The sequence below is a fragment of the Devosia sp. XGJD_8 genome (genome assembly GCF_046614475.1).
Classification (GTDB): Bacteria; Pseudomonadota; Alphaproteobacteria; order Rhizobiales; family Devosiaceae; genus Devosia.
In genome coordinates, this window is sequence record NZ_JBKJHF010000001.1 from 1,698,030 (window position 1) to 1,718,227 (window position 20,198).

Genomic DNA, 20,198 nt, shown 5'->3' on the forward strand with positions numbered 1-20,198 from the left:
ATTCCCGGAGAGAAAAAAATGACCGTTCGTTTCGGCCTGCTTGGTGCAGGGCGCATCGGCAAGGTTCACGCCAAGGCTGTGACCGCCAACCCAAAGGCCAAGCTCGTTGCGGTGGCCGATGCCTTTCCCAAGGCGGCCAGCGACATCGCGGCACAATATGGTTGCGACGTCCGCAGCATTGAAGAGATCCTGGCGGCCAGCGATATCGATGCGGTTGTGATCTGCACCCCGACCGATACCCATGCCGACCTGATCGAGCAGTTTTCCCGCGCCGGCAAGGCCATCTTCTGCGAGAAGCCGATCGACCTGAACGTCGAGCGCGTCAAGGCCTGCCTCAAGGTGGTCGACGCCGAAGGCGGCACGCTGATGGTGGGTTTCAACCGCCGCTTCGACCCGCACTTCATGGCGGTCAAGGATGTGATTGCCAAGGGCGAGATCGGCACGGTCGAGATGGTCACCATCGTTTCGCGTGATCCCGGCGCGCCCCCGGTCGACTATATCAAGCGCTCGGGCGGCATCTTCCGCGACATGACCATCCACGATTTCGACATGGCCCGCTTCCTGCTCGGCGAGGAAATCGACACGGTCAGCGCCCAGGCCTCCGTGCTGGTCGACAAGGCGATCGGCGAAGCCGGGGACTTCGACAGCGTCTCGGTGATGCTGGCGACCGCCTCGGGCAAGCATGCCACCATTTCCAATTCGCGCCGCGCCACCTATGGCTATGACCAGCGCATCGAGGTGCATGGCTCCAAGGGCGCCGTTTCGGCGGAAAACCAGCGCCCGGTGTCGATCGAGGTTGCCAATGCCGACGGCTACACGAGGCCGCCGCTGCATGACTTCTTCATGACCCGCTACACCGAAGCTTATGCGCGTGAAATCAGTACCTTCATCGACGCCGTTGAATCGAAATCTCCGGCCTCGCCCAGTGGCATCGACGGGCTGATCGCCCTGGCGCTGGCGGATGCCGCCCTGAAGTCGGTCCAGGAAGGCCGGGCCGTAAAGGTGAGCGAAGTCACCGGCGCCCTTGCCGACCGATCGGTATTCCAGGGTCGCTGACAACACGGCTTCCGTCCCATGCAAAAGGCCGCCAATCCGGCGGCCTTTTCAGTTTAGCGCTGCTCTCGGCAGCGGGGATAACTTCACTGCCGCCGGCGCTTTTCGGCGATGCTGACGGTGAGGGCCATGGCAAAGGCCATGCTGGCGGAGAGCGAGCGGAAGCCCGCATGATCGGCTTCGACCACTTCGAACCACTCCTTGGAGCATTCGGCCAGGGGCGAGAAGGCGGAATCGGTCAGCGACACCACCGGAATGCCGCGTGAACTGAGCATGCGGGCCTGGGCGGCGCTCTCGGAGGCATAGGGCGAGAAACTGACGGCGAAGGCCGCATCGCGCGGCGTGGCCATGGCCAGGAGGTCATCGTCGATACCAGCCGAGGTGCCGACCAGCTGGCACTTCACCCGCAGCTTGCCGAAGGCATAGGCCATGTAGCTGCTGATCGGGTAGGAGCGGCGCTTGGCGATGAGGTAGATGGTCTCGGCCTTGGCCAGGAGGGTCACGGCGCGCTCGAAGGCGTCCGGCTCGACGGCAGCGGCAATGGCATCGATCGAGCGATGCGCCGCCGAGATGAAGCCGTTGAAGATCGTGGTGCTCTCGGCCAGCGCCGCGCCATTCTGCTCCAGCGTCAGCAGGCGCTCCTCATAGGATGACGTCCGTTCACGCAGTCGGGCGCGGAACAGCAGTTGCAGGCCAGAGAAGCCGTCGAAGCCGAAATGCTGGGCGAAGCGGACCAGCGTGGACGGCTGCACATCGGCCGAGACCGCAATGCTGGCCGCGGTGCCGAAGGCGATCTCGTCCGGATGGTCGAGTGCATAGGCGGCGACCTGGGTCAGGCGTTTGGGCAACTCGGCCTTGCGCTCGAGGATCGCTGCCCGCAGCGCATCAAAATCCTGCGGTGGCAGTTCTTTGGCAGTGACGTCGGACATGGCTCACTCTCGCATTCGCACCATAATCCCCAATCCTGCGCTGCAATCAAGCCTTGCTGGAAAGTCTGTTCCGAAAACAGAACGGCCCGCGAACCAGGTCCGCGGGCCGTTTGGCGCGCTATGCCACGCTGAGCTTGGGACGACGATCGGTTTCCGCCCAGAGGATGAACAGAGAAGCGGCGAGGATCAGTGCCGCGCCGGCCCAGAACAAGTCGCCCGGAACCTGGCTGAGGATGACCCAACCCAGCAGTCCGCTGAGCGGCACCTTGAGGTCGCCGAAGGGCTGCAGATAGGTCGCATCGGCCGCCTTGTAGGCAACAGCCAGCAGGTATTGCGCGGCGGCCGTCAGCGCCCCGAGCAGGACCAGCAGCGCGAGCGCGGTGCCACCGGGGAGGGCGAAGACGTTGTCGGCCAGGCCCGACGGCAGCAAGCCTGGAGCCACCCCACCAAGCGCCCAGACGGCGATGAGAATCAGCAGGTGGTTCGGGGTCACGAGGACGAGCAGTGAGATCGTCAGCGTCTCGGGGCGCTCACCCCGCTTGCTGAGATACTTGGTCAGCACGTCGGTCGTGGCCCACAGAGCCGCAGCCACGATCGGGATGAGGGCCGCTGAACTCAGACTTTCCGCGCCCACGCCCGATACGATGATGGCGCCGACAAAGCCGACCAAAGCGGCACCGATGCGAACGGCGGAGGCCCGTTCGCCGAGAAACAGGGTCGAGCCGAGGATGATGAAGAGCGGGCCGGTGGCCAGGAGGGTCACCATCTGCCAGATCGGTACGCCCGTGGCAAAACCATAGACGAAGACATGCACACCCAGCGCCGAGACGAAGGCGCGGATCTGGTGGGCGACCGGGTGGCTGGTGCGCAGGTTGCCCAGACCGATGCGGAGAATGAGTGGCAGGGCCAGCAGCGAGGCGATGACATATTGCCAGAAGGCCATGCCGGTCGAACTCATGCCATAGCCACCATACTCCACAGGCGTTGGCAGCGCCGATTGCAGCAGATTGCTCCCCGCAAAGGCGAGGCTTGCCGCGATCATGAAGAAGGCGCCCGTGGCGGCGCCATTGTTGGGGGTGGAGGAGGAAACGTGGTTCATATGAAGTCCTTTCCGTAACCAGTTTCCTCAGGGTTACGGGAAGTCGCCGCGCACCTGCGCCCGGCCCCAATGGGTTGCGGACGCCGGCAAGCCAGCGCTGGTCCCGTTCTCTTTCATCCGGACTATACCGTCGGCTCCGGAGTTGCACCGGATCTGCTGACCCCGGCTTTCGCCGGGCGCTCGCGGGCTTGGCGTTGCCGCCTTTACCGCCGGTGGGGAATCGCACCCCGCCCTGAGAACATGCGGAACGCAATGTCCCGCCCGATGAACATAGGGGAGGGGCGGATTGTCGGCAAGTAGACACAAGGGAGTAACTGTGCGCCTTGCGCGAACAGTGTGGAACAATTGTGCGTGCCAAAGCGCCGCCTGGGTTGCGGTGATCGTGTGGTTCGGTCTGCTCAGCGAGTGAGCAGTGATGGCGAGGCGACTGCCTCGAAGGTTAGTTTTAGATAGTGAGACAGACGCCTCGCCATCACGCCGGGATTTTTCACACACGCATCGAGCGGCCGCCCTTTCGGATTTTATCGCTTCCGTTCCGTCTGGAGGTTCGTGCCATTCGAGCGAAGCTCGCATGGCCTTCTAACCTCAAATCTCTCCACTGGAGAGATTTGCCCTGCGGGACGGCGCGAGGCCGGTGGTCAGCATACATGCGGGAGCCTGGCGACCCATGCTCCCCGGCAGTCTGGCCCGCTCATCACTCGTCATGATCGCGCTCTGGCGGGTAGATGGTGAGAGTATGCAGGAGGTTTGGCGGAGGGGGATAAGTTTGTGGTGGGAGCTGGATATACGAGCAAATCCGGGAGTTGCGCCGGGCTTGATCCGGGGGACGACCTGGACTGGTGGCACGATTTCTCAGTCGACACCCTCCGCCTTCCGGGCTTCGAGCCAGCCGAAGGCAACATTGTTCCGGTGGAACGATTTTAGGTGAGAAGGGTCAAAGGGGGTGTGTTTGGCCCGGGTATCGGGAGCAACCGTCACCCCCTCCTACCTCCCCCATCAAGGGGGAGGTTTTGCTCCACTCATAGGCACAATCGAGTCCCAACTACCGAACCGCACCTCCCCCTTGATGGGGGAGGCCGGGAGGGGGTGGGGTCGCAAGCGCACAGCGGCAAGGGGGAGAGGCCGGGAGCGGTCGGGAGGCTAGCCCTCCAGCCAGACGACCTGCTCGGGCGTCAGCTTGATGTCGAAGGCCAAGAGGCTGTCGTCGAGTTCGCCCAGCGTACGGGGGCCGATCAGCGGCACGGAGGGGAAGGGCTGGGCCAGCACATAGGCCAGGGCAACGTGGATCGGGTTGTGCCCGAGCTTGTTGGCCAACTCTATGGCCCGGTCGCGGCGGCCGAAGTTCTGCTCGTTGTACCAGACGCGGACCAGTTCCTCATTGTCCCGCTTGTCGCGACCGGCACGGTCGGTGAAGAAGCCGCGGGCCTGGCTCGACCAGGAGAAATTGGTCACCTGGCGATCCTTGAGCCACTGCTTCCACGCATCGGTCGAGGAGGTGACGCAGCCGTCCCAGATCGGATCGAGCATTTCAGCCAGGGCAAAGTTGTTGCTCAGCGCCATGGGCTTGGTCTTGCCGGTGCGCTCGGCATAGGCAATGCCCTCGTCGAACCGCTCGCGAGTCCAGTTGGAGCCGCCGAACGGACCACGGATACGGCCCTTCTTGACCTCGTCATCCATGGCATCGACGAACTCGCCGACCGGAATGTCGGGATTGTCGCGATGCATGAAATAGACATCGACATAGTCGGTCTGCAGGCGATCGAGCGACTGGGTCAGCTGCTTGCCGATGACGTCGGGATAGACCAGCGGGCTATGTGCGCCCTTGCCGATCAACACCGCGCCCTCGCGGGTGCCGCGGTTGCGGTGCCATTCGCCGAACAGCTTTTCGGTATAGCCGCCGCCATAGACGAAGGCGGTGTCGAACAGGTTGCCGCCCCGTTCCCAGAAGGCGTCGAGCAGGATGGCGCCCGAGGCGAAGGTCTTGAAATCCTCAAAGCCCAGCGCGACGGCCGAAGCCTGCTTGGCAAGGCCCGGAATGGAGCGCTTGGGGATGACGCCCTGGTTGGGACCCAGCTTGCGATTGGCCAGGGTGTTGACCCGATTGGCGGATTTCTCGACCGAATATTCGATGCCCGCATCCTTGCGCCAGGCGTCGAGCACCCGGGCATTGCCCAGGCTGTCGGCCCAGCTCATGCCCGGGGCAGCCAGCTCCTGCCGCTTGGCGAAGATGGCTTCGGCTGCGGCATCGGCCTCGAAGGAATAGACGTGACGGGTTTCGTTGACGCTGATGGTCTCGGTCTTGCCACCCTTGATGATGTCGATCTTGCCGAGGCCCGTGGTGCGGTCGCCACCGGCGAACCAGAAGTCCGGCACTTCGATGCGGCCTTCCGAGCCATGGATGCGCAGCACGTTGTCGAGATTGGCCATCACGGCGCAGGAGACCTGGGCGACAATGCCATTCTCGAAGGTGAGGATGGCCGCGGCCCAGTCATCGGTGCCCTCGGCATTGAGCTTGGCCGTGCCGGAAACCTTGACCGGATCGGCAAAGGGCTTGCCCATGGCGGCGCCAGCGATGAAGCGGGACATGGAGACGGGGTAGCCACCGACATCCAAAATGCCGCCGCCAGCCAGCTTGGAGGCGAACAGCCGGTGTTCGGGCTGGAACTTGCCCATCGAGAAGCCGAAGCTCGACTGGATCATGCGGACTTCGCCGACCACGCCCGAGACGATCAGCTCGCGCAGCTTGGCGGCCTGCGGATGCAGCCGGTACATGAAGGCCTCGCCGGCAAAGGTGCCGGCCTTGCGATGGGCGTGGAAGACCGCGTCGATCTCGAAGGCCGAGAGCGCCAGCGGCTTCTCGACCAGCACATGCTTGCCGGCCTCGGCCGCCTTGATGGCCCATTCGGCGTGGCCGGTATGGGGCACCGCGATATATACGGCATCGATTTCGGGATCGGCCAGGAGGGCGTCATAGCCTTGCACGATCCTGGCGCCGGGGAAGTCGGTGGCGAGGCCGGGCTTGTTGGGATCGCGCGTGGCAATGGCGGCGAGCACGCCGTGCTTGCTGCCGGCGACGCCGCCCTGAAAGGCCTTGGCAATGCTGCCCGGCCCGATAATGCCCCAGCGGATTTTTTCAGACATGGAAATGGTCCTTCTCAAATTCAATTGGCCGGTGACTTGACCAGCCGTGTTCAATGCGCCGGATCAGTCCCGCCGGCGGGGTATGCGGTGTTCGGAGGATAGGGGAGGTTGCTAGCGGATGCGGTGCCCCTGGCTGTCGAAGAGGTAGGCCTTGTCGGCGCTGATCGAGACCACCATGCGGTCAAGATCGTTCTGATGGCGCGATTCCTCGCGTTCGATCACCAGGGCTTCACCGCCGGCATTGGCATAGACATAGCTCGTCGATCCCAGATGCTCGGCTACGTCGACCTGGAGCGTGATGTCGCAATTGCCCGCGCCGGGCTCGCCGAAATGTTCGGCGCGCACGCCCAGGGTGACCTTTTCACCCATCGTGCCGCCGCTGACCGGCAGGACCAGGCGCGTCCGGCCGTGATTGATCAACTCGATCGTCACCCCGGTCGGGGTCGAGTCAACCACTTCGGCCTCGAGGAAATTCATCTTGGGCGAGCCGATGAAACCGGCGACGAACTGGTTGGCCGGATCGTCATAGAGATCGAGCGGCCGGCCGACCTGTTCGATGATGCCGTCGCGCAGCACGACGATGGTGTCGGCCAGGGTCATGGCCTCGACCTGATCATGCGTCACATAGATCATCGTGGTCTGCAGTTCCTTGTGCAGCCGCGCGATCTCGATGCGCATATGCACGCGCAATTCGGCATCGAGGTTGGAGAGCGGTTCGTCGAACAGGAAGACCTGCGGATTGCGCACGATGGCCCGGCCGATGGCGACGCGCTGCCGCTGGCCGCCGGACAGCTGCTTGGGATAGCGATCCAGCAGCGGCTCGAGCGCCAGGATGCGCGCGGCATCATTCACCTGCCGGGCAATCTGGTCCTTGGCGACGCCGGCAAAGCGCAGGGCAAAGCCCATATTGTCGCGTACCGTCATATGCGGATAGAGCGCATAGGACTGGAACACCATGGCGATGCCGCGCTTGCTCGGATCGACATCGTTCATGCGCTGGCCGCCGATCTCCAAATCGCCGGCCGTAATGTGTTCGAGCCCGGCGATCATCCGCAGCAAGGTCGACTTGCCGCAGCCCGAGGGGCCGACGAAGACGACGAAGTCCTTCGGCTTGATCTCGAGATCGACGCCCCTGATGACCTCGACACTGCCATAGGCCTTGCGCACACCCTTTAGCTTCAAGCTGCTCATTCTGAATGCACCTTATTTGACCGCGCCCAGCATGCCTTCGACGAAGCGGCGCTGGAGGACGAAGAAAATGATTAGGGTGGGAAGTGTGGCGCAGATCGCCCCGACCATGATGACGCCGAAATCGGGCGTATAGCCGGAGGTAAGCGTGGCCACGACCAGTGTCAGGGTCTTCATCTCGTTGGTCTGCAGCACGATGAGCGGCCACAGATAGCTGTTCCAGTTGTTCATGAAGACGATGATGGTGGCGGCCGCATAGGTCGACCGCATCACCGGCATATAGACGTAGAGGAAGATCTGCCACTCCTTGAGCCCATCGATGCGCGCAGCGTCGCGCAGCTCGTTGGGAAAGGCCTTCGTGGCCTGCCGGAAGTAGAAGATGATGAAGATCGAGGCGATGGTTGGCAGCAGGACGGCCTGATAGGTGTTGATGATCTTGAAGTTCGCCATCAGCACGAAAAGCGGGATCATCAGCGCCGCGAAGGGGATGGAGAGCATCAGCAACAGGCCGCCGAAGATCTTCTCGCGGAAGCGCGAGCGGAACATTTCGAAGCCATAGCCTGCCAGCGATGCCACGATGAGAGTCAGCACCGTGCCCAGACCCGCCAGCAGGAACGAGTTGAACAGCACGCGGACCATGTCGAACGAGTTGATGAACTTGACGATATTGTCCCACAGCGCCGTGCCCGGCGTACCCTTGCCGCGGATGATGTCGGCCGAGGTATTGGTGGCGCCGGCCACCATCCAGAAGAAGGGAAAGATCGAGACGAAGGCCGCGAGCGACAGCAGCAGATAGGTGCCGGCGCGACCGAGGAGGGCGAGTGGGTTGCTCATGCGCGGCGATCCTTTGCCACGATAAACTGGATCAGGCTGAGGATGCCCACCAGTATGACGATGACGTAGCTGACGGTGGCCGCGTAGCCGAAGCTGGGCATGAACCTGAAGCTGAGATTGTAGATGTAGAGCGACAGGGTGAGGGTCGAATCCGACGGCCCGCCCTGGGTCAGCAGGTTGACCTCGTCGAACAGCTGCAGCGTGCCGATGGTCGAGATGACGCTGGTGAACAGGATCACGGGCTTGAGCAGGGGCACGGTGAGGTACCAGAAGCGCGCCCAGGCGGGGACGCCATCGATCCTGGCCGCCTCGTAGATCGAGCGGTCGATATTCTGCATCGCCGCCAGGTAGAAGATCATGTTGTAGCCGGTCCACCGCCAAGTGATGGCCGTGATCACCACGACGCGGGCCCAGAACGGATCTGACAGCCAGTTGATCGGGTTGTCGATGAGATTGATGAACATCAGCGTCTGGTTGGCTATGCCGTCCAGAGCAAAGATCGACTTGAAGATGACCGAATAGGCGACGAGCGAGGTCACGCAGGGCAGGAAGATTGCCGTGCGGAAGAAGCCGCGACCCCAGAGCCTGCTGTCATTGAGGGCATTGGCGAAGAACAGCGCCAGCACCAGCATGATCGGAACCTGCACCGCCAGGAACAGCAGCGTATTGGTGAGCGCCCGGATGAAGACCGGATCCTGCGTCAGCCGGACGATATTGGCCGTCCCGCCAAAGCTGAAGTTCATCCCACGCCCGACCTGCAAACTCATCCAGAGCGACCAGAGGATCGGATAGACCATGAAAATGCCCAGCAGGACCAATGCCGGCATGACGAAAAGCCAGCCGCTGATCCGTTCGCTGCGCGCCAGTGCAGATTGCGCCACTTGCCGCCCCGTTGTTCAGTTCATCGATGCCATTGCCAACGACCCCGCGCGCCAGGCGCGGGATCGCGGGAGGCCGAAGGCAGCAAAAGGCTGCCCCCGGGAGGTGTGACTACTGAATCTGCTGACGCACCTGGGCGTCGATGGCAGCGATGATCTCGTCGACATTGCCACCGCTGGTGATTGCGGGGATCTGGGCGACCGTGGCTGTGTCGGCCTCTTCGGTGAAGATGCCGTAGTTGACCGACGGGATCTCGGCCAGCCAGGACGAGAAGTTCTGCCAGACCGGCTGACCGCCGAAGAAGTCGTCGGTGGCCTGGTAGGCTTCACCCTCGCGGGCTGCCAGGAGCGAGCCGAGAGCACCCTGATTGACCAGGATTTCCTGGTAGAAATCAACGTCCTGGGCCCAGATCGTGGTCAGGAAGTCGATGGCCTTTTCCTTTTCGGGGGCTGACGACAGCACATACCAGCTCGAGCCGCCGAGGTTGGAGGCATTGCTGGCGCCTTCGACGCCATCAAGACGCGGCGAGGGGGCAACGCCCCATTTGCCGGCCTGGTCGGGATTGGCCTTGATCGTGGCGGTCATCCACACGCCCGAGAAGGTCGAGAGAGTTTTGCCGGAGGTGAAGCTGCCGGTATATTCGGTCCAGCCGGAAACCGGGGTGGTGATGCCGGCGGCCATCAGGCGCTGATAGGTCTCGACGGCGGCCTTGAATACCGGATTGTCGGCAATGGTGACGTTGCCATCGGCATCGAAGTACCAGCTGCCAGCGGACTGCAGCATGATGCGGATCCAGTCCGACGACGTCGGATCGATCGGGAGCAGGGTTTCGCCGGTCTTTTCCTTGACCGCCTTGCCGATCTCGATCAGCTGGTCCCAGGTGATGTTTTCCAGATCAGCCGGGCCGAAGCCAGCTTCTGCCAGAAGGTCGGAGCGGTAGAAATAGCCGGTGACGCCGGAATCGAAGGGGATGGAATAGGTCTGGCCGTTGAGGGTCGCGAGTTCGACCTTGTAGGGCGCGAAGGTCGAGTAATCGACGTGGCTGTTGAGCGGCTCGAAGGCGCTGGGGAAGGACTGCAGGTACTTCTGCGCGCGGTAATCCTCGATCAGCACGATGTCGGGCAGGCCATCGGTGGCGCCGGATGCGAGCTGCGCCTGCAGCTTCTGCTCCATGGCGGCCTTGTCGAAGATTTCAATCTTGATTGTGTCGTCGGGATTGTTGGCCTGGTAGCGCGAGAAAGCCTCTTCCATCGTCGCGCCGTTGAAATTCGGGTCCCAGCACCAGACGGTGATCTGGGCCGCAGATGCGGCCGTGACGCTGAACAGGCTGATGCCCGTGAGTGCGACAGCAAGCGTGTTGCGCCACCGCGAAGTTGTGCGGATCATGTAGTCCTCCCTTTTCATTTGCTCTTATGTCGAGCGCTTTCTAAGCTATGCCTCTGGTGCATTACGTCCATGCGAAAAGGCATGCAGAGTTGGCGGAAAGTAAGATGACCGAAAGGGTGTATTACGAGCCCGATGTCAAAAACGGGGTAGAGCGCCTCCCCACTGTGCTGTCGATGTTTCATGCTTCCCCACCGGTCATGCTGGCGCCGCACTGGCACGCCCAGGTCGAGGTGAACTACATCGTGCGCGGATGGGTCCATTACCGGATGAGCGGCCATGAAGTCCGCTTCAATGAAGGGGATATGGCCCTGTTCTGGGGCGGGTTGCCGCATCAGCTGGACGATGCTGCAGAGGATGTCGTCTATGCCGGTGGCCACCTGCCGCTGGTGCACTTCTTCCGTCTTCGGCTGCCCCAGGATGTGCAGTCCAAACTGATGCAGGGGGCGACCTTGGTCAGCCAGGCGACCGACGCATCCGATACGTTCAATTTCGCGCGATGGAATGACTATGCCCGCTCGGGCGACCCGATGAAGGCCGGCATTGCCGTGGACGAACTGCTGCTGCGGATCGAGCGGGTGCGGTTCGACGCCTACAAGCTGCTGCCCGGGCCGGCCAATGTCGTGAGCGTGGTCGATGGCCTCGACCACCATTCCTCGCCCATAGTGGTCCGCATCTGCGACTTCATCGCCGACAATTTCCGCGAGGAGATCGATTCCGCCGACATCGCCCAGGCGGCGGACATCCATCCCAAATACGCGATGAACGTGTTCAAGAAATCGACGGGCATGACGCTCAACGACTATGTGAACCTCATGCGCCTGAGCTATGCGCAGGCCCTGCTGATGCAGGAAGAAGCGAATGTGCTGCAGGTGGCGATGGATAGCGGATTCGGTTCACTCAGTGCATTCAATAAGTCCTTCCGCAAGATCGCGGGCATGTCGCCCACCGATTTCCGGCGCGACGTGCGTCGCAGGCCGCCCGCGCCAGTGACGGTGAACGGCCGGACCAACGGCCCCATGAACTAGATCCATGTGGAAACGGCGCCTGTCGGCACTGCTGTTCGGCGCCGCGGTGGTGGTTGCGCTTGTCGCGCTGCGGGCAGCGGACCCCTATGCGGTGCGGGTGGCGCGGGAAACCACCTTCGATGTGTTCCAGCAACTCAAGCCGCGGCCGGCACCAGCCGACCTGCCGGTGCGCATCATCGATATCGATGAAGCCTCGCTCGCCGCGGTCGGCCAGTGGCCGTGGTCGCGGCAGGTCATGGCGCGGATTGCCGACCGGCTCACCGAACTGGGCGCCTCCGCCATTGCCTTCGATATCCTGTTTTCCGAGCCAGATCGCCTGTCGCCATCGGCCATCGTGGCGGGTGGCGAGGACTATGATGATCTGTTCGCCCGAGCCCTGGAAGGACGCCCGACCATCCTGGCGGTTAGCCGGGCCGGGCAGGGTGGCGTCGCGCCCGCACCCAAATCCGGCTATGCCATGACGGGGGCGGACCCATTGCCCGGCCTGCCCATACTGGACGGTGTCGCCGCGCCGCTGCCCCCGCTGGCTTTGGCTGCGGCGGGATTGGGCGTGGCGAGTCTTGATCGCGAGGGCGCGGGCGTGGCGCGACGCCTGCCCCTGCTGTGGTCGAACGGCACTGCACCGCTGCCCACGCTGTCAGTGGAAACGCTGCGCGTTGCGCAAGGTGTTTCGACGCTGGTCGTGCTGGGCGACACGGCCGGCGCGGGAACGGTGGATGGGCTGCGGATTGGCCAGTTCGAAGTGCCCACCGGGCCCAATGGCGACATGTGGCTCTATTATCGTGAGCTGCCGCCGGAAACCTATGTCTCGGCCCAGCGGCTGCTTGCAGCGGACTATGCCCAACTCGCGCCCGCGCTGGCGGGCCATATCGTGCTGGTTGGCGCCTCGGCCGCCGGACTGCTCGACATTCGCGCCAGCCCGCTGGGCGGGGCGGTGCCCGGCGTTTCGATCCACCTGCAGGCGCTGGAACAGATGCTGACCGGCACCTACCTGTACCGCGCCGACTGGGTGGGCGGACTGGAAGTGCTGGTCATTGCCGGCAGCGCGGTCGCAGTGGTGCTGGCCCTGCTGCTGACCGGCCCCCTGCCGGGCCTGCTGGTGTCGGGGGTCATCGCGGCGCTGGTGCTGGCGGGCAGCTGGCTCGCCTTCGCGCAATATGGCCTGCTGATCGATCCCGGCTTTGCCCTTTTCGCCGTGCTGGTCGTCTATGCGGCCATGGCCTTCTTCCAGTTCGCGGTGACCGACGCCGACAAGCGCCGCATCCGCCGGGCCTTCGCCCACTATGTCGAGCCCTCGCTTCTGGCCCAGATCGAGGCCGACGAGGGCCTGCTCAAGCTGGGTGGGGACGTGCGCGAGCTGACCGTGATGTTCTCCGATGTGCGCAACTTCACCGCGCTCAGCGAACGCACCGCGCCGGCCGAGCTGGTCGGCATCCTCAACCGCCTGTTCGCGGCGCTGGGCGCGGCCATTGTCGGGCACCAGGGCACGATCGACAAGTTCATGGGTGATGCCGTCATGGCGTTCTGGAACGCCCCGGTGGACGTGCCCCAACATGCCCGGCGCGCCTGCGAGGCGGCCCTGGCGATGCGCGAGGCCCTGCAGCAGCTCAATGCGCAGCAGGCCAGCGTCGAGCCGATCGCCATCGGTATCGGCATTTCCACCGGGCCGGCGCTGGTGGGCAATATGGGGTTCGAGGCGCGCTTCGACTATTCCTGCATCGGCGACACCGTCAATGTCGCCAGCCGCCTGGAGGGCGCCTGCAGATATGTCGGCTATGATGTGCTGGTGACGGCCGAAACGCGCGCCGCCGTGCCCGACCTGGCCCTTCTGGATGCCGGCCACGTGGTACTCAAGGGCATCAGTCATCCCGAGCCGATCCATCTGCTGGTGGGGCCGACCTCTCTGGCGGCGTCGCCGGAATTCGGAGCGCTGCGAACAGAACACGATGCGCTGGTCGCCGCCTGGGCCAGGGGCGAGACAGCAGCGGATGCGCTTGAGCGGTGCCGGGCGGCTGCGGTGCGGATCGATCCGCGGCTGGGCGGCTTCTATGATGCCAGTGTGAAGCGCCGGGCGGATTTCGCTCCGGTTGTTGTCGGCGACTCGCATCTCATGCTTCAGGAGCGCGGCGCGCCTCTCTGAAAGAAATCGGAGCCGGGATCGGTCAGCACCAGCTCGCGCAGCCGCTCCGACAGGTGGCGCCGCAGGGCGATGAAGCTGGGATGGCCATGGACATCATAGCCCCAGCGCGGTCGCGGCAGTTCGACGGGCAGGCTCTCGATGACCCGGCCGGGCCGCGGCGCCATGAGTAGCACGCGGTCGGCCAGGAGAATGGCTTCGTCGACGCTGTGGGTGACGAAGACCACGGTGGGTCGACGCCGCGCCCAGAGCGCCATCAGCTCGGTCTGCATCAGTTCGCGGCTTTGCGCGTCGAGACTGGCAAAGGGCTCATCCATCAGCAGGAGCTGCGGCTCGCTGGCCAGCGCGCGGGCGAGGGCAACGCGCTGCTTCATGCCGCCCGACAGCTCGCCCGGATAGGCGCTGGCAAAGCGTTGCAGGCCGACCAGGGCAATGGCCTCGTCGACCTTCTCAGCGCGCTCGGCAAGAGAAAGCCCGCTGCTGGTCAGCGCGAAGTCGATATTGTCCCGAACATTGGCCCAGGGGATGAGGCGGAAGCTCTGGAAGACTAGGCCGGTTTCCGGCCCGGGCCGGGGCGGTGCACCGCCGACGCTGATGCTGCCGGAGTCGGGCTGCAGGAGACCATCGAGGAGCCGCAGCAGGGTCGTCTTGCCGCAGCCGGACGGGCCCAGGATTGCGACGAATTCGCCACCGGCAATGGTCAGGTCAACGCCGGTCAGGGCCGCCATGGGCGTGCCGTCGCGGTGTCCGAAATGTTTGGACACCCCAGACAGGACGACATGGCCAGCCGGTTCGGTCACGGCGCGTCCATGGCCGGGTCGGTCCCCAGCTCGATGAGCACTTCGTCGAGCAAGGTCAGGTCGGCCCAATCAGAGAGAGCCGGGACAGCCAGCCCGGCAAAGTCCTCCGTGCCGGCCAGCCATTCGGAGGAATAGGCCAGCTCCTCGGCATTCATGCCACCATTGACGCTCCAGCTGCCCGCAAAGCCGGCATCCAGCGCGGTCAGGTCATCTGCCGTCAGGGTTGGCTGGTAGGGCGCGATGGCCGTGGCCCAGGCGCCGGGTGTGGCGGCGAAGTCGCGCGAGATGCGCAGCAGGGCGCGGATGACCGCCTTGACCTCGTCACGCCGCTCCGTCAGGGCCGACTGGCTGACGATATTGACCTTGTTGACCACCGGCGCGCCGGCGAAATAGGCGTCGGTGTCGACCAGGACATGCAGGCCGGCCTTGTCGGGCAGCACCTGCCAGACGCCGATCGACATGGTGGTGGCATCGATCCGGCCCGCAGCCAGCGCCTGGGCGCGTGCCTCGGGCTGCCCCAGCGCCACCAGTTCAAGACCATCCATATCAACGCCCGCACCGCCCAGCACACGGGTCGATAGCGAATGATCGAGCGAGCCCGGACGGCCGATGCCGAAGCTGCGGCCGGCGAGATCGGCGGGCGTGGCGATGTCGTCGCGCGCGGCGATCAGGAAGGGCAGGGACTTGTTGGGGGAGAGCACGGCCTTGAGGCCTGTCTCGCCCCGGGCCACCAGCTGCAGCAGGGCGTCGAGCCCGACATTGGCCATTTCGCCGTCACCCGACAGGATGGCCGCGATGGCCGAGGGCGTCTGCTGGACGCGGACCAGCTCGACCTCGACGCCTTCGCGCTCGAAATAGCCAAGCTCGACCGCCAGATCCATCACGGAATTGGGCACCAGTGGCGGCTCCAGATGGGTGACGATCAGCCGGAACGGCTCAGCCGCAGCCGGCGCGCTGAGGCCGGCCAAGGCAGCAAGGGTAAGGAGAAAAGCGTGGAGCGCGTTACGGATCATGGTGGTTTGGGCCTGTTGGGAATTGACTTGGATTAGCTGCCGGACTTCCAGCGCACCAGCCGTTTTTCAGCGAGGCGCAGCCCTTCGGCGACCAGGACGCCAATGCAGGCCAGCATGAGGACGATGACGAAATATTCGGCCATGCGGAAGGTATTGCCATAGAGCGCCAAAAGGCCGCCCAGCCCGCGCACGGCGGTGTAGAGCTCGGCCACCACCGTGTTGATGAGCCCGATCGTGGCGCCCAGGCGCAGGCCGGCAATGACGAAGGGCACGGCCCCCGGCAGCACGATGCGGCGGAAGGTCTCGAGCCGTCCCGCGCGCACCGACTGCGCCATTTCCAGCAGGTCCCGATCAGTGGCGAGCACACCGGCATAGGTGTTGATCAGGATGGGCATGACGGCGCCGAGAAAGACGATGAAGATCTTGGCTTCGACGCCCAGGCCCAGAAAGACGATGATCAGCGGCACGAAAGCGACGCGTGGGGTGGCCGCCAGGGCAAAGACATAGACTTCGAGCGTCTTGCCGACCGGGGCGAAGGCCCCCATGAGCAGGCCGAAGGGGATGGCGACAACGATGGCGAGCCCATAGCCGCCGAGGAAGGTGATGAGACTATCGCCGAGCGCGGGGAGCAGCCGGCCTTCAGCCAGCAGCATCTGCGCGGCGCCGAGGGTCGCCGGTGGGCTGGGTATGATAACCCCGCCCACCTGTAGTGAAATGAGCCACCAGAGGCCAATCAGCCCGGCCAAGACCAGCACGCGATAGAGCGCGATCATCCGGGACCGGCCGCGTGCCGGGCCTAGCGCGCTGCCGGCGTCACGCGCCAAATGGCGTGGCCGACGTCATCGGCGACTAGGAGGGCACCGTCCTTGGCCAGCGCGACACCGACCGGGCGTCCGTTGGAGTGCTTCTCGTCGGGCGCGAGGAAGCCGGTCAGCAGGTCGATCGGCGGCTGGCCGGTAGGCTTGCCATCGGCAAAGGGCACCAGGACGACGCGATAGCCGCTGAGCTTGCTGCGGTTCCACGAGCCATGCTGGCCGATGACCATGCCGGCCGGATAGCCGGGCAGGGTGCCTTCGGGCAGCCAGCAGAGGCCGAGCGACGCCGTATGGCCGCCGAGCGCGAAATCGGGCGCGATGGCGCTGGCGACCAGCGCCGGATCCTGCGGGGTGACGCGGTCATCTACGATCTTGCCCCAGTAGGAATAGGGCCAGCCGTAAAAGCCGCCATCCTTGACCGAGGTCAGGTAATCGGGCGGGGTTTCATCGCCGAGGCCATCGCGCTCGTTGACGACGGTCCAGAGCGAACCGGTGGTGGGCTCGAAAGCCATGCCGACCGGATTGCGCAGGCCGCCGGCAAAGGTGCGGCGCTGGCCGGTGACGAGGTCGAGCTCGAGGATGGCGGCACGGTCCACTTCGACGTCGAAGCCGCCTTCGGCGATATTGCTCTGCGAGCCCACGCCGATGAACAGCTTGGTGCCGTCGGCGCTGGCAATGAGATTGCGCGTCCAGTGCCCGCCGGGCTTGAGGTCGGTCAGCTTGCGGCCGGGCGCAGTGATCCGGGTCTGGCCGGTCTCATAGGGAAAGGCCATGACGCTGTCGGTATTGCCGACATAGAAGGTGTCGCCGACCAGCGCCATGCCGAAGGGCTGGCTGAGATTTTCCAGGAAGGTCTCGCGAATCTCGGGCACGCCATCGCCATCGGCATCGCGCAGCAGGATGATGCGGTTGGCGCTGGGATAGATCGCGCCCGCACGCTTCATGGTGTGCACGGTGGCCAGATCCATCAGCGACTTGACGCGGCCAGCTTCCGAAGACGCTTCGGCGACGAGCACGTCGCCATTGGGCAGCACATAGATCCAGCGGCAATGCTGGAACTGCATGGCAAGGGCGCTGACCGAAAGGCCCGGCGCCGGCGTTGGCTTGTCACCCGGCGCCCAGCCCTTAGCGGTCGGCATCTTGAGGGTCGGCATGCCGCCCTGGGGATGCGCCTCGGGAATCTGCGGCGCCGTGCCATAAACGGGGACGTGATGGCGGGGATGGCGGGGATACTCCATGATCCAGTACCAGACCGCAGCCGCGACCAGTGCCGCAAGCACGAGCAAAATGAGAATGGTTCCGACCATGAGAGTTTTCCTGGAGCTGGCGGATGAGGGGGCGGCGAATGCCGTCCGCCCCGTTTTGCGCGAAGTTGTCCGACAGTGCAACCCGCTCGTATGGAAGTTGAAGCGGTCCTGACCGGGGCCGCCAGGCCTCCTAGAGTGTTGTCTGTGCAGTCAGGGTGGAGACGAACCGCTTGGTGCGCTCGTCTGCCGGGGCGCCGAAGACCTGCCGGGCAGGGCCGGCCTCGACGATGTCGCCGCTGTCGAGGAAGACGACATTGCTGGCAATGGTGGCGGCAAGCCGCAGGTCATGGGTGGCCATGAGCATGGTCGTGCCCTCGCGCGCCAACTGCGCCAGCACCTCGACCACTTCTACTGCCAGCTGCGGATCGAGCGCCGAAGTCGGTTCGTCGCAGAGCAGTACCTTGGGCGTAGGGGCCAGCGCCCGGGCAATCGCCACGCGCTGCTGCTGGCCACCAGAGAGATTGGCGGGCCAGGCATCGGCCTTGGCCACCATGCCCACCTTTTCGAGCAGCTCCATGGCGCGGGCACGCGCCTTCTCCTGCGGCCACTTCAAGACGGTGACCAGGCTTTCCATGACGTTTTCCAGCGCCGTCAGGTGGGGAAAGAGCTGGAAATTCTGGAACACCATGCCCGTCTTGCGCCGCAGCGCCAGGATCGCATTGCGGGGGACCTTGCCGCCGGGCGAGAAGTCGATGACCGCATCGTCGATGCGCACGCGGCCCGATTGCGGAATTTCCAGCAGGTTGACGCAGCGCAGCAGCGTGCTCTTGCCGCTGCCCGAAGCGCCGATCAGCGCGGTGACACCGCCCTCGGGGACAACCAGGCTGACACCCTTGAGAACGTGGTTGTCCTGAAAGCTCTTGTGGATGTGCTCGAGGGTAATCACGACGCTGCCTCGATATAGCCGCCGTAGCGGGAGAGCCGCTTTTCGAGCCGCGCCTGCAGGCTGGAAAGGACTGAGCTGACCACGAGATAGATGAGCGCCACCTCGACATAGAGGATCAGCGGCTCATAGCTGGTGGCGACGATGCGCTGCCCGGCCCGGAACAGTTCGGGGACCGTGATTGCGGCGGCCAGCGAGGTATCCTTGACCAGGGATATGAAGGTGTTGGAGAGCGGCGGCACGGCGATCCGCCCGGCCTGGGGCAGGATGGTGCGATACATGGCCTGGCGCCAAGTCATGCCGATCGAATAGGCCGCTTCCCACTGTCCCTTGGGAACAGAGACCAGCACCGCCCGAATGATCTCGGACGTATAGGCGCCCACATTGAGCGTGAAGCCGATCAGCGCCGCGGGGAAGGCATCGAGCACGATGCCGACGCTGGGCAGGCCATAAAAAATCAGGAACAGCTGCACCAAGAGCGGCGTGCCGCGGATGATCCACACATAGAAGCGGACCAGCATCACCAGGGGGCCGGGAGCAAACAGGCGCGTCAGCGCGACCACGAAGCCGACGCCCAGGCCAAGGGCGAAGGACAACAGCGTCAGCGGCACCGTGAAGACCATGCAGGCCCACAGCAGTGACGGCAGCGACTCGATCATCAGGGAGAGCCATTGCGGCATCAGGCGATTCCGTCATTCATGAAAAAAGGATCGGCCGAAACCTTCGGTCGATCCTTGTAAACAGCCCTGGCAGGCAAGGCTACTGTGAGACGTCCTCACCGAAATATTTCTGCGAGATCTCGGCATAGGTGCCATCGTCCTTGATGGCGGCAAGGGCGGTGTTGATCGCCTCGAGCAGCTCCGGCTTGCCCTTGGCCAGCAGCACGCCCGAGAAGTCGGCATCCGCTTCGGTGGCGGCGATCTTCACATCGGCGTCCGGCTGCTGCTTCTTGAAATCGAAGAAGGACAGGCTGTCATTAATGGTCGCATCGGCGCGGCCCTGCAGCACGAGTGCGATGGACTGGTCGAACCCTTCGGTCGGCACGATCTCGGCGCCATAGCTTTCGGCCAGCTTGCCATAATTGCTGGTCAGCGTCTGCGCCGAGCGCTTGCCCGCCAGGTCTTCAAAGCTGGCAATGTCGGCATTGTCGCCCTTGACCACCAGCGCGGCCTTGGAGGCGATATAGGGCTCGGAGAAGTCGTACTTGGCCTGACGCTCTTCGTTGATGCCGACTTGGTTGATCACCACGTCATAGCGATTGGCATCGATGCCTGCGATCAGGCCATCCCAGGGGCCTTCAACGAACTCGGCTTCCACGCCCAGCCGCTCGGCAACCTCGCGGCCGATCTCGACATCGAAGCCCACGAGTGCGCCTGACGCATCATGGAAGGTAAAGGGCGCATAGGTGCCTTCGGTCCCGATCCGCAGCACGCCGGCCTCTTTGATCTGGTCGAGCGCGGACTGCGCGAGCACTGGTGTCGCCAGGGCCAACTGCACTAGGCCAATGGCCAGCAACGACTTCGAGAGCTTCATTTTGTTCTCCTACGAACGCAAACATCTGGCGTGGAAGCTGCGCCCGCGGACGGCCAGTTTCAACCACCTGGAAGGATGTTTCTCTTCCCCGGGGTGAGTCGCGCGCGCATGCTCAAATTGGCCAGGCCAGGAGTTGCCGATGCCAAGATTGGAGGGCCCGGCGCACCGTGTGGCGA

The 20,198-nt window shown here is 64.2% G+C and carries 17 protein-coding genes and 1 riboswitch; of the genes, 3 read left to right on the plus strand and 14 right to left on the minus strand.

Annotated features, from left to right (window positions below):
• Positions 1-18: 18 nt before the first annotated feature.
• Positions 19-1,056: an inositol 2-dehydrogenase gene (gene iolG, locus ACLI1C_RS07960; protein ID WP_411396336.1), complete on the plus strand. Its 1,038-nt coding sequence runs from the start codon at positions 19-21 to the stop codon at positions 1,054-1,056.
• 83 nt (positions 1,057-1,139) lie between these two features.
• Here the strand turns inward: iolG and ACLI1C_RS07965 are convergent, their stop codons facing one another.
• The 7 genes from ACLI1C_RS07965 to ACLI1C_RS07995 all read right to left on the minus strand — a co-directional run bounded on the left by ACLI1C_RS07965 (position 1,140) and on the right by ACLI1C_RS07995 (position 10,509).
• Positions 1,140-1,982 (minus strand): MurR/RpiR family transcriptional regulator, encoded by an 843-nt coding sequence (locus tag ACLI1C_RS07965; RefSeq protein ID WP_411396337.1) that lies wholly within the window; start codon positions 1,980-1,982, stop codon positions 1,140-1,142.
• 118 nt (positions 1,983-2,100) lie between these two features.
• Positions 2,101-3,081, minus strand: a complete 981-nt coding sequence (locus tag ACLI1C_RS07970; protein ID WP_411396338.1) for a DMT family transporter — start codon at positions 3,079-3,081, stop codon at positions 2,101-2,103.
• Positions 3,082-3,182: 101 nt separating this feature from the next.
• A riboswitch (FMN riboswitch) is annotated at positions 3,183-3,325 on the minus strand.
• A gap of 896 nt (positions 3,326-4,221) precedes the next feature.
• Positions 4,222-6,228, minus strand: a complete 2,007-nt coding sequence (locus tag ACLI1C_RS07975) for an aldo/keto reductase (RefSeq protein WP_411398266.1) — start codon at positions 6,226-6,228, stop codon at positions 4,222-4,224.
• Positions 6,229-6,333: 105 nt separating this feature from the next.
• Positions 6,334-7,413 carry an ABC transporter ATP-binding protein gene (locus ACLI1C_RS07980; protein WP_411396339.1) on the minus strand — a complete coding sequence of 360 codons (1,080 nt, stop codon included), beginning with the start codon at positions 7,411-7,413 and terminating at the stop codon, positions 6,334-6,336.
• A gap of 12 nt (positions 7,414-7,425) precedes the next feature.
• A complete protein-coding gene (locus ACLI1C_RS07985) occupies positions 7,426-8,244 on the minus strand; it encodes a carbohydrate ABC transporter permease (protein WP_411396340.1) in 819 nt (272 codons plus the stop codon).
• Positions 8,241-9,071, minus strand: coding sequence for a carbohydrate ABC transporter permease (locus ACLI1C_RS07990; protein ID WP_411398268.1), 831 nt, complete (start codon positions 9,069-9,071; stop codon positions 8,241-8,243). The genes ACLI1C_RS07985 and ACLI1C_RS07990 overlap by 4 nt, the downstream gene beginning before the upstream one ends.
• A 163-nt stretch (positions 9,072-9,234) precedes the next feature.
• Positions 9,235-10,509, minus strand: a complete 1,275-nt coding sequence (locus ACLI1C_RS07995; RefSeq protein WP_411396341.1) for an ABC transporter substrate-binding protein — start codon at positions 10,507-10,509, stop codon at positions 9,235-9,237.
• Between the two features lie 104 nt (positions 10,510-10,613).
• Between ACLI1C_RS07995 and ACLI1C_RS08000 the strand changes: the two genes are divergently transcribed.
• Both ACLI1C_RS08000 and ACLI1C_RS08005 read left to right on the plus strand, forming a co-directional pair.
• Positions 10,614-11,534: a helix-turn-helix domain-containing protein gene (locus tag ACLI1C_RS08000; RefSeq protein ID WP_411396342.1), complete on the plus strand. Its 921-nt coding sequence runs from the start codon at positions 10,614-10,616 to the stop codon at positions 11,532-11,534.
• A gap of 4 nt (positions 11,535-11,538) precedes the next feature.
• The gene (locus ACLI1C_RS08005) at positions 11,539-13,674 is read left to right on the plus strand and encodes a CHASE2 domain-containing protein (RefSeq protein WP_411396343.1); all 2,136 of its coding nucleotides are present in this window, start codon (positions 11,539-11,541) and stop codon (positions 13,672-13,674) included.
• Here ACLI1C_RS08005 and ACLI1C_RS08010 read toward each other — a convergent pair.
• From ACLI1C_RS08010 to ACLI1C_RS08040, 7 genes are all read right to left on the minus strand, one after another.
• Positions 13,650-14,471, minus strand: coding sequence for an ABC transporter ATP-binding protein (locus ACLI1C_RS08010; protein WP_411396344.1), 822 nt, complete (start codon positions 14,469-14,471; stop codon positions 13,650-13,652). The two genes, ACLI1C_RS08005 and ACLI1C_RS08010, sit on opposite strands and share 25 nt — an antisense overlap.
• Positions 14,468-15,484, minus strand: coding sequence for an ABC transporter substrate-binding protein (locus tag ACLI1C_RS08015; protein WP_411396345.1), 1,017 nt, complete (start codon positions 15,482-15,484; stop codon positions 14,468-14,470). The genes ACLI1C_RS08010 and ACLI1C_RS08015 overlap by 4 nt, the downstream gene beginning before the upstream one ends.
• A 32-nt stretch (positions 15,485-15,516) precedes the next feature.
• Complete coding sequence (locus ACLI1C_RS08020) at positions 15,517-16,257, minus strand: ABC transporter permease (RefSeq protein WP_411396346.1); 741 nt, start codon at positions 16,255-16,257, stop codon at positions 15,517-15,519.
• 23 nt (positions 16,258-16,280) lie between these two features.
• Positions 16,281-17,537 carry a PQQ-dependent sugar dehydrogenase gene (locus ACLI1C_RS08025; RefSeq protein WP_411398269.1) on the minus strand — a complete coding sequence of 419 codons (1,257 nt, stop codon included), beginning with the start codon at positions 17,535-17,537 and terminating at the stop codon, positions 16,281-16,283.
• Positions 17,538-17,736: 199 nt separating this feature from the next.
• Positions 17,737-18,492, minus strand: a complete 756-nt coding sequence (locus ACLI1C_RS08030; RefSeq protein WP_411396347.1) for an amino acid ABC transporter ATP-binding protein — start codon at positions 18,490-18,492, stop codon at positions 17,737-17,739.
• Complete coding sequence (locus ACLI1C_RS08035) at positions 18,489-19,169, minus strand: amino acid ABC transporter permease (RefSeq protein ID WP_411396348.1); 681 nt, start codon at positions 19,167-19,169, stop codon at positions 18,489-18,491. Before ACLI1C_RS08035 ends, ACLI1C_RS08030 begins: the two co-directional genes overlap by 4 nt.
• A 79-nt stretch (positions 19,170-19,248) precedes the next feature.
• Positions 19,249-20,022 (minus strand): amino acid ABC transporter substrate-binding protein, encoded by a 774-nt coding sequence (locus tag ACLI1C_RS08040; protein ID WP_411396349.1) that lies wholly within the window; start codon positions 20,020-20,022, stop codon positions 19,249-19,251.
• Positions 20,023-20,198 lie beyond the last annotated feature (176 nt).

Bases quoted from the DNA above. Each gene is read 5' to 3' on its own strand.
- ACLI1C_RS08025 (WP_411398269.1), bottom strand. From the start codon at position 17,537: ATGGAGTATCCCCGCCATCCCCGCCATCACGTCCCCGTTTATGGCACG.
- ACLI1C_RS08015 (WP_411396345.1), bottom strand. From the start codon at position 15,484: ATGATCCGTAACGCGCTCCACGCTTTTCTCCTTACCCTTGCTGCCTTG.
- ACLI1C_RS07970 (WP_411396338.1), bottom strand. From the start codon at position 3,081: ATGAACCACGTTTCCTCCTCCACCCCCAACAATGGCGCCGCCACGGGC.
- ACLI1C_RS08005 (WP_411396343.1), top strand. From the start codon at position 11,539: ATGTGGAAACGGCGCCTGTCGGCACTGCTGTTCGGCGCCGCGGTGGTG.
- ACLI1C_RS07980 (WP_411396339.1), bottom strand. From the start codon at position 7,413: ATGAGCAGCTTGAAGCTAAAGGGTGTGCGCAAGGCCTATGGCAGTGTC.
- ACLI1C_RS08040 (WP_411396349.1), bottom strand. From the start codon at position 20,022: ATGAAGCTCTCGAAGTCGTTGCTGGCCATTGGCCTAGTGCAGTTGGCC.
- ACLI1C_RS07995 (WP_411396341.1), bottom strand. From the start codon at position 10,509: ATGATCCGCACAACTTCGCGGTGGCGCAACACGCTTGCTGTCGCACTC.
- ACLI1C_RS08020 (WP_411396346.1), bottom strand. From the start codon at position 16,257: ATGATCGCGCTCTATCGCGTGCTGGTCTTGGCCGGGCTGATTGGCCTC.
- ACLI1C_RS08035 (WP_411396348.1), bottom strand. From the start codon at position 19,169: ATGCCGCAATGGCTCTCCCTGATGATCGAGTCGCTGCCGTCACTGCTG.
- ACLI1C_RS07990 (WP_411398268.1), bottom strand. From the start codon at position 9,071: ATGCCGGCATTGGTCCTGCTGGGCATTTTCATGGTCTATCCGATCCTC.
- ACLI1C_RS07965 (WP_411396337.1), bottom strand. From the start codon at position 1,982: ATGTCCGACGTCACTGCCAAAGAACTGCCACCGCAGGATTTTGATGCG.
- ACLI1C_RS08000 (WP_411396342.1), top strand. From the start codon at position 10,614: ATGACCGAAAGGGTGTATTACGAGCCCGATGTCAAAAACGGGGTAGAG.
- ACLI1C_RS07985 (WP_411396340.1), bottom strand. From the start codon at position 8,244: ATGAGCAACCCACTCGCCCTCCTCGGTCGCGCCGGCACCTATCTGCTG.
- iolG (WP_411396336.1), top strand. From the start codon at position 19: ATGACCGTTCGTTTCGGCCTGCTTGGTGCAGGGCGCATCGGCAAGGTT.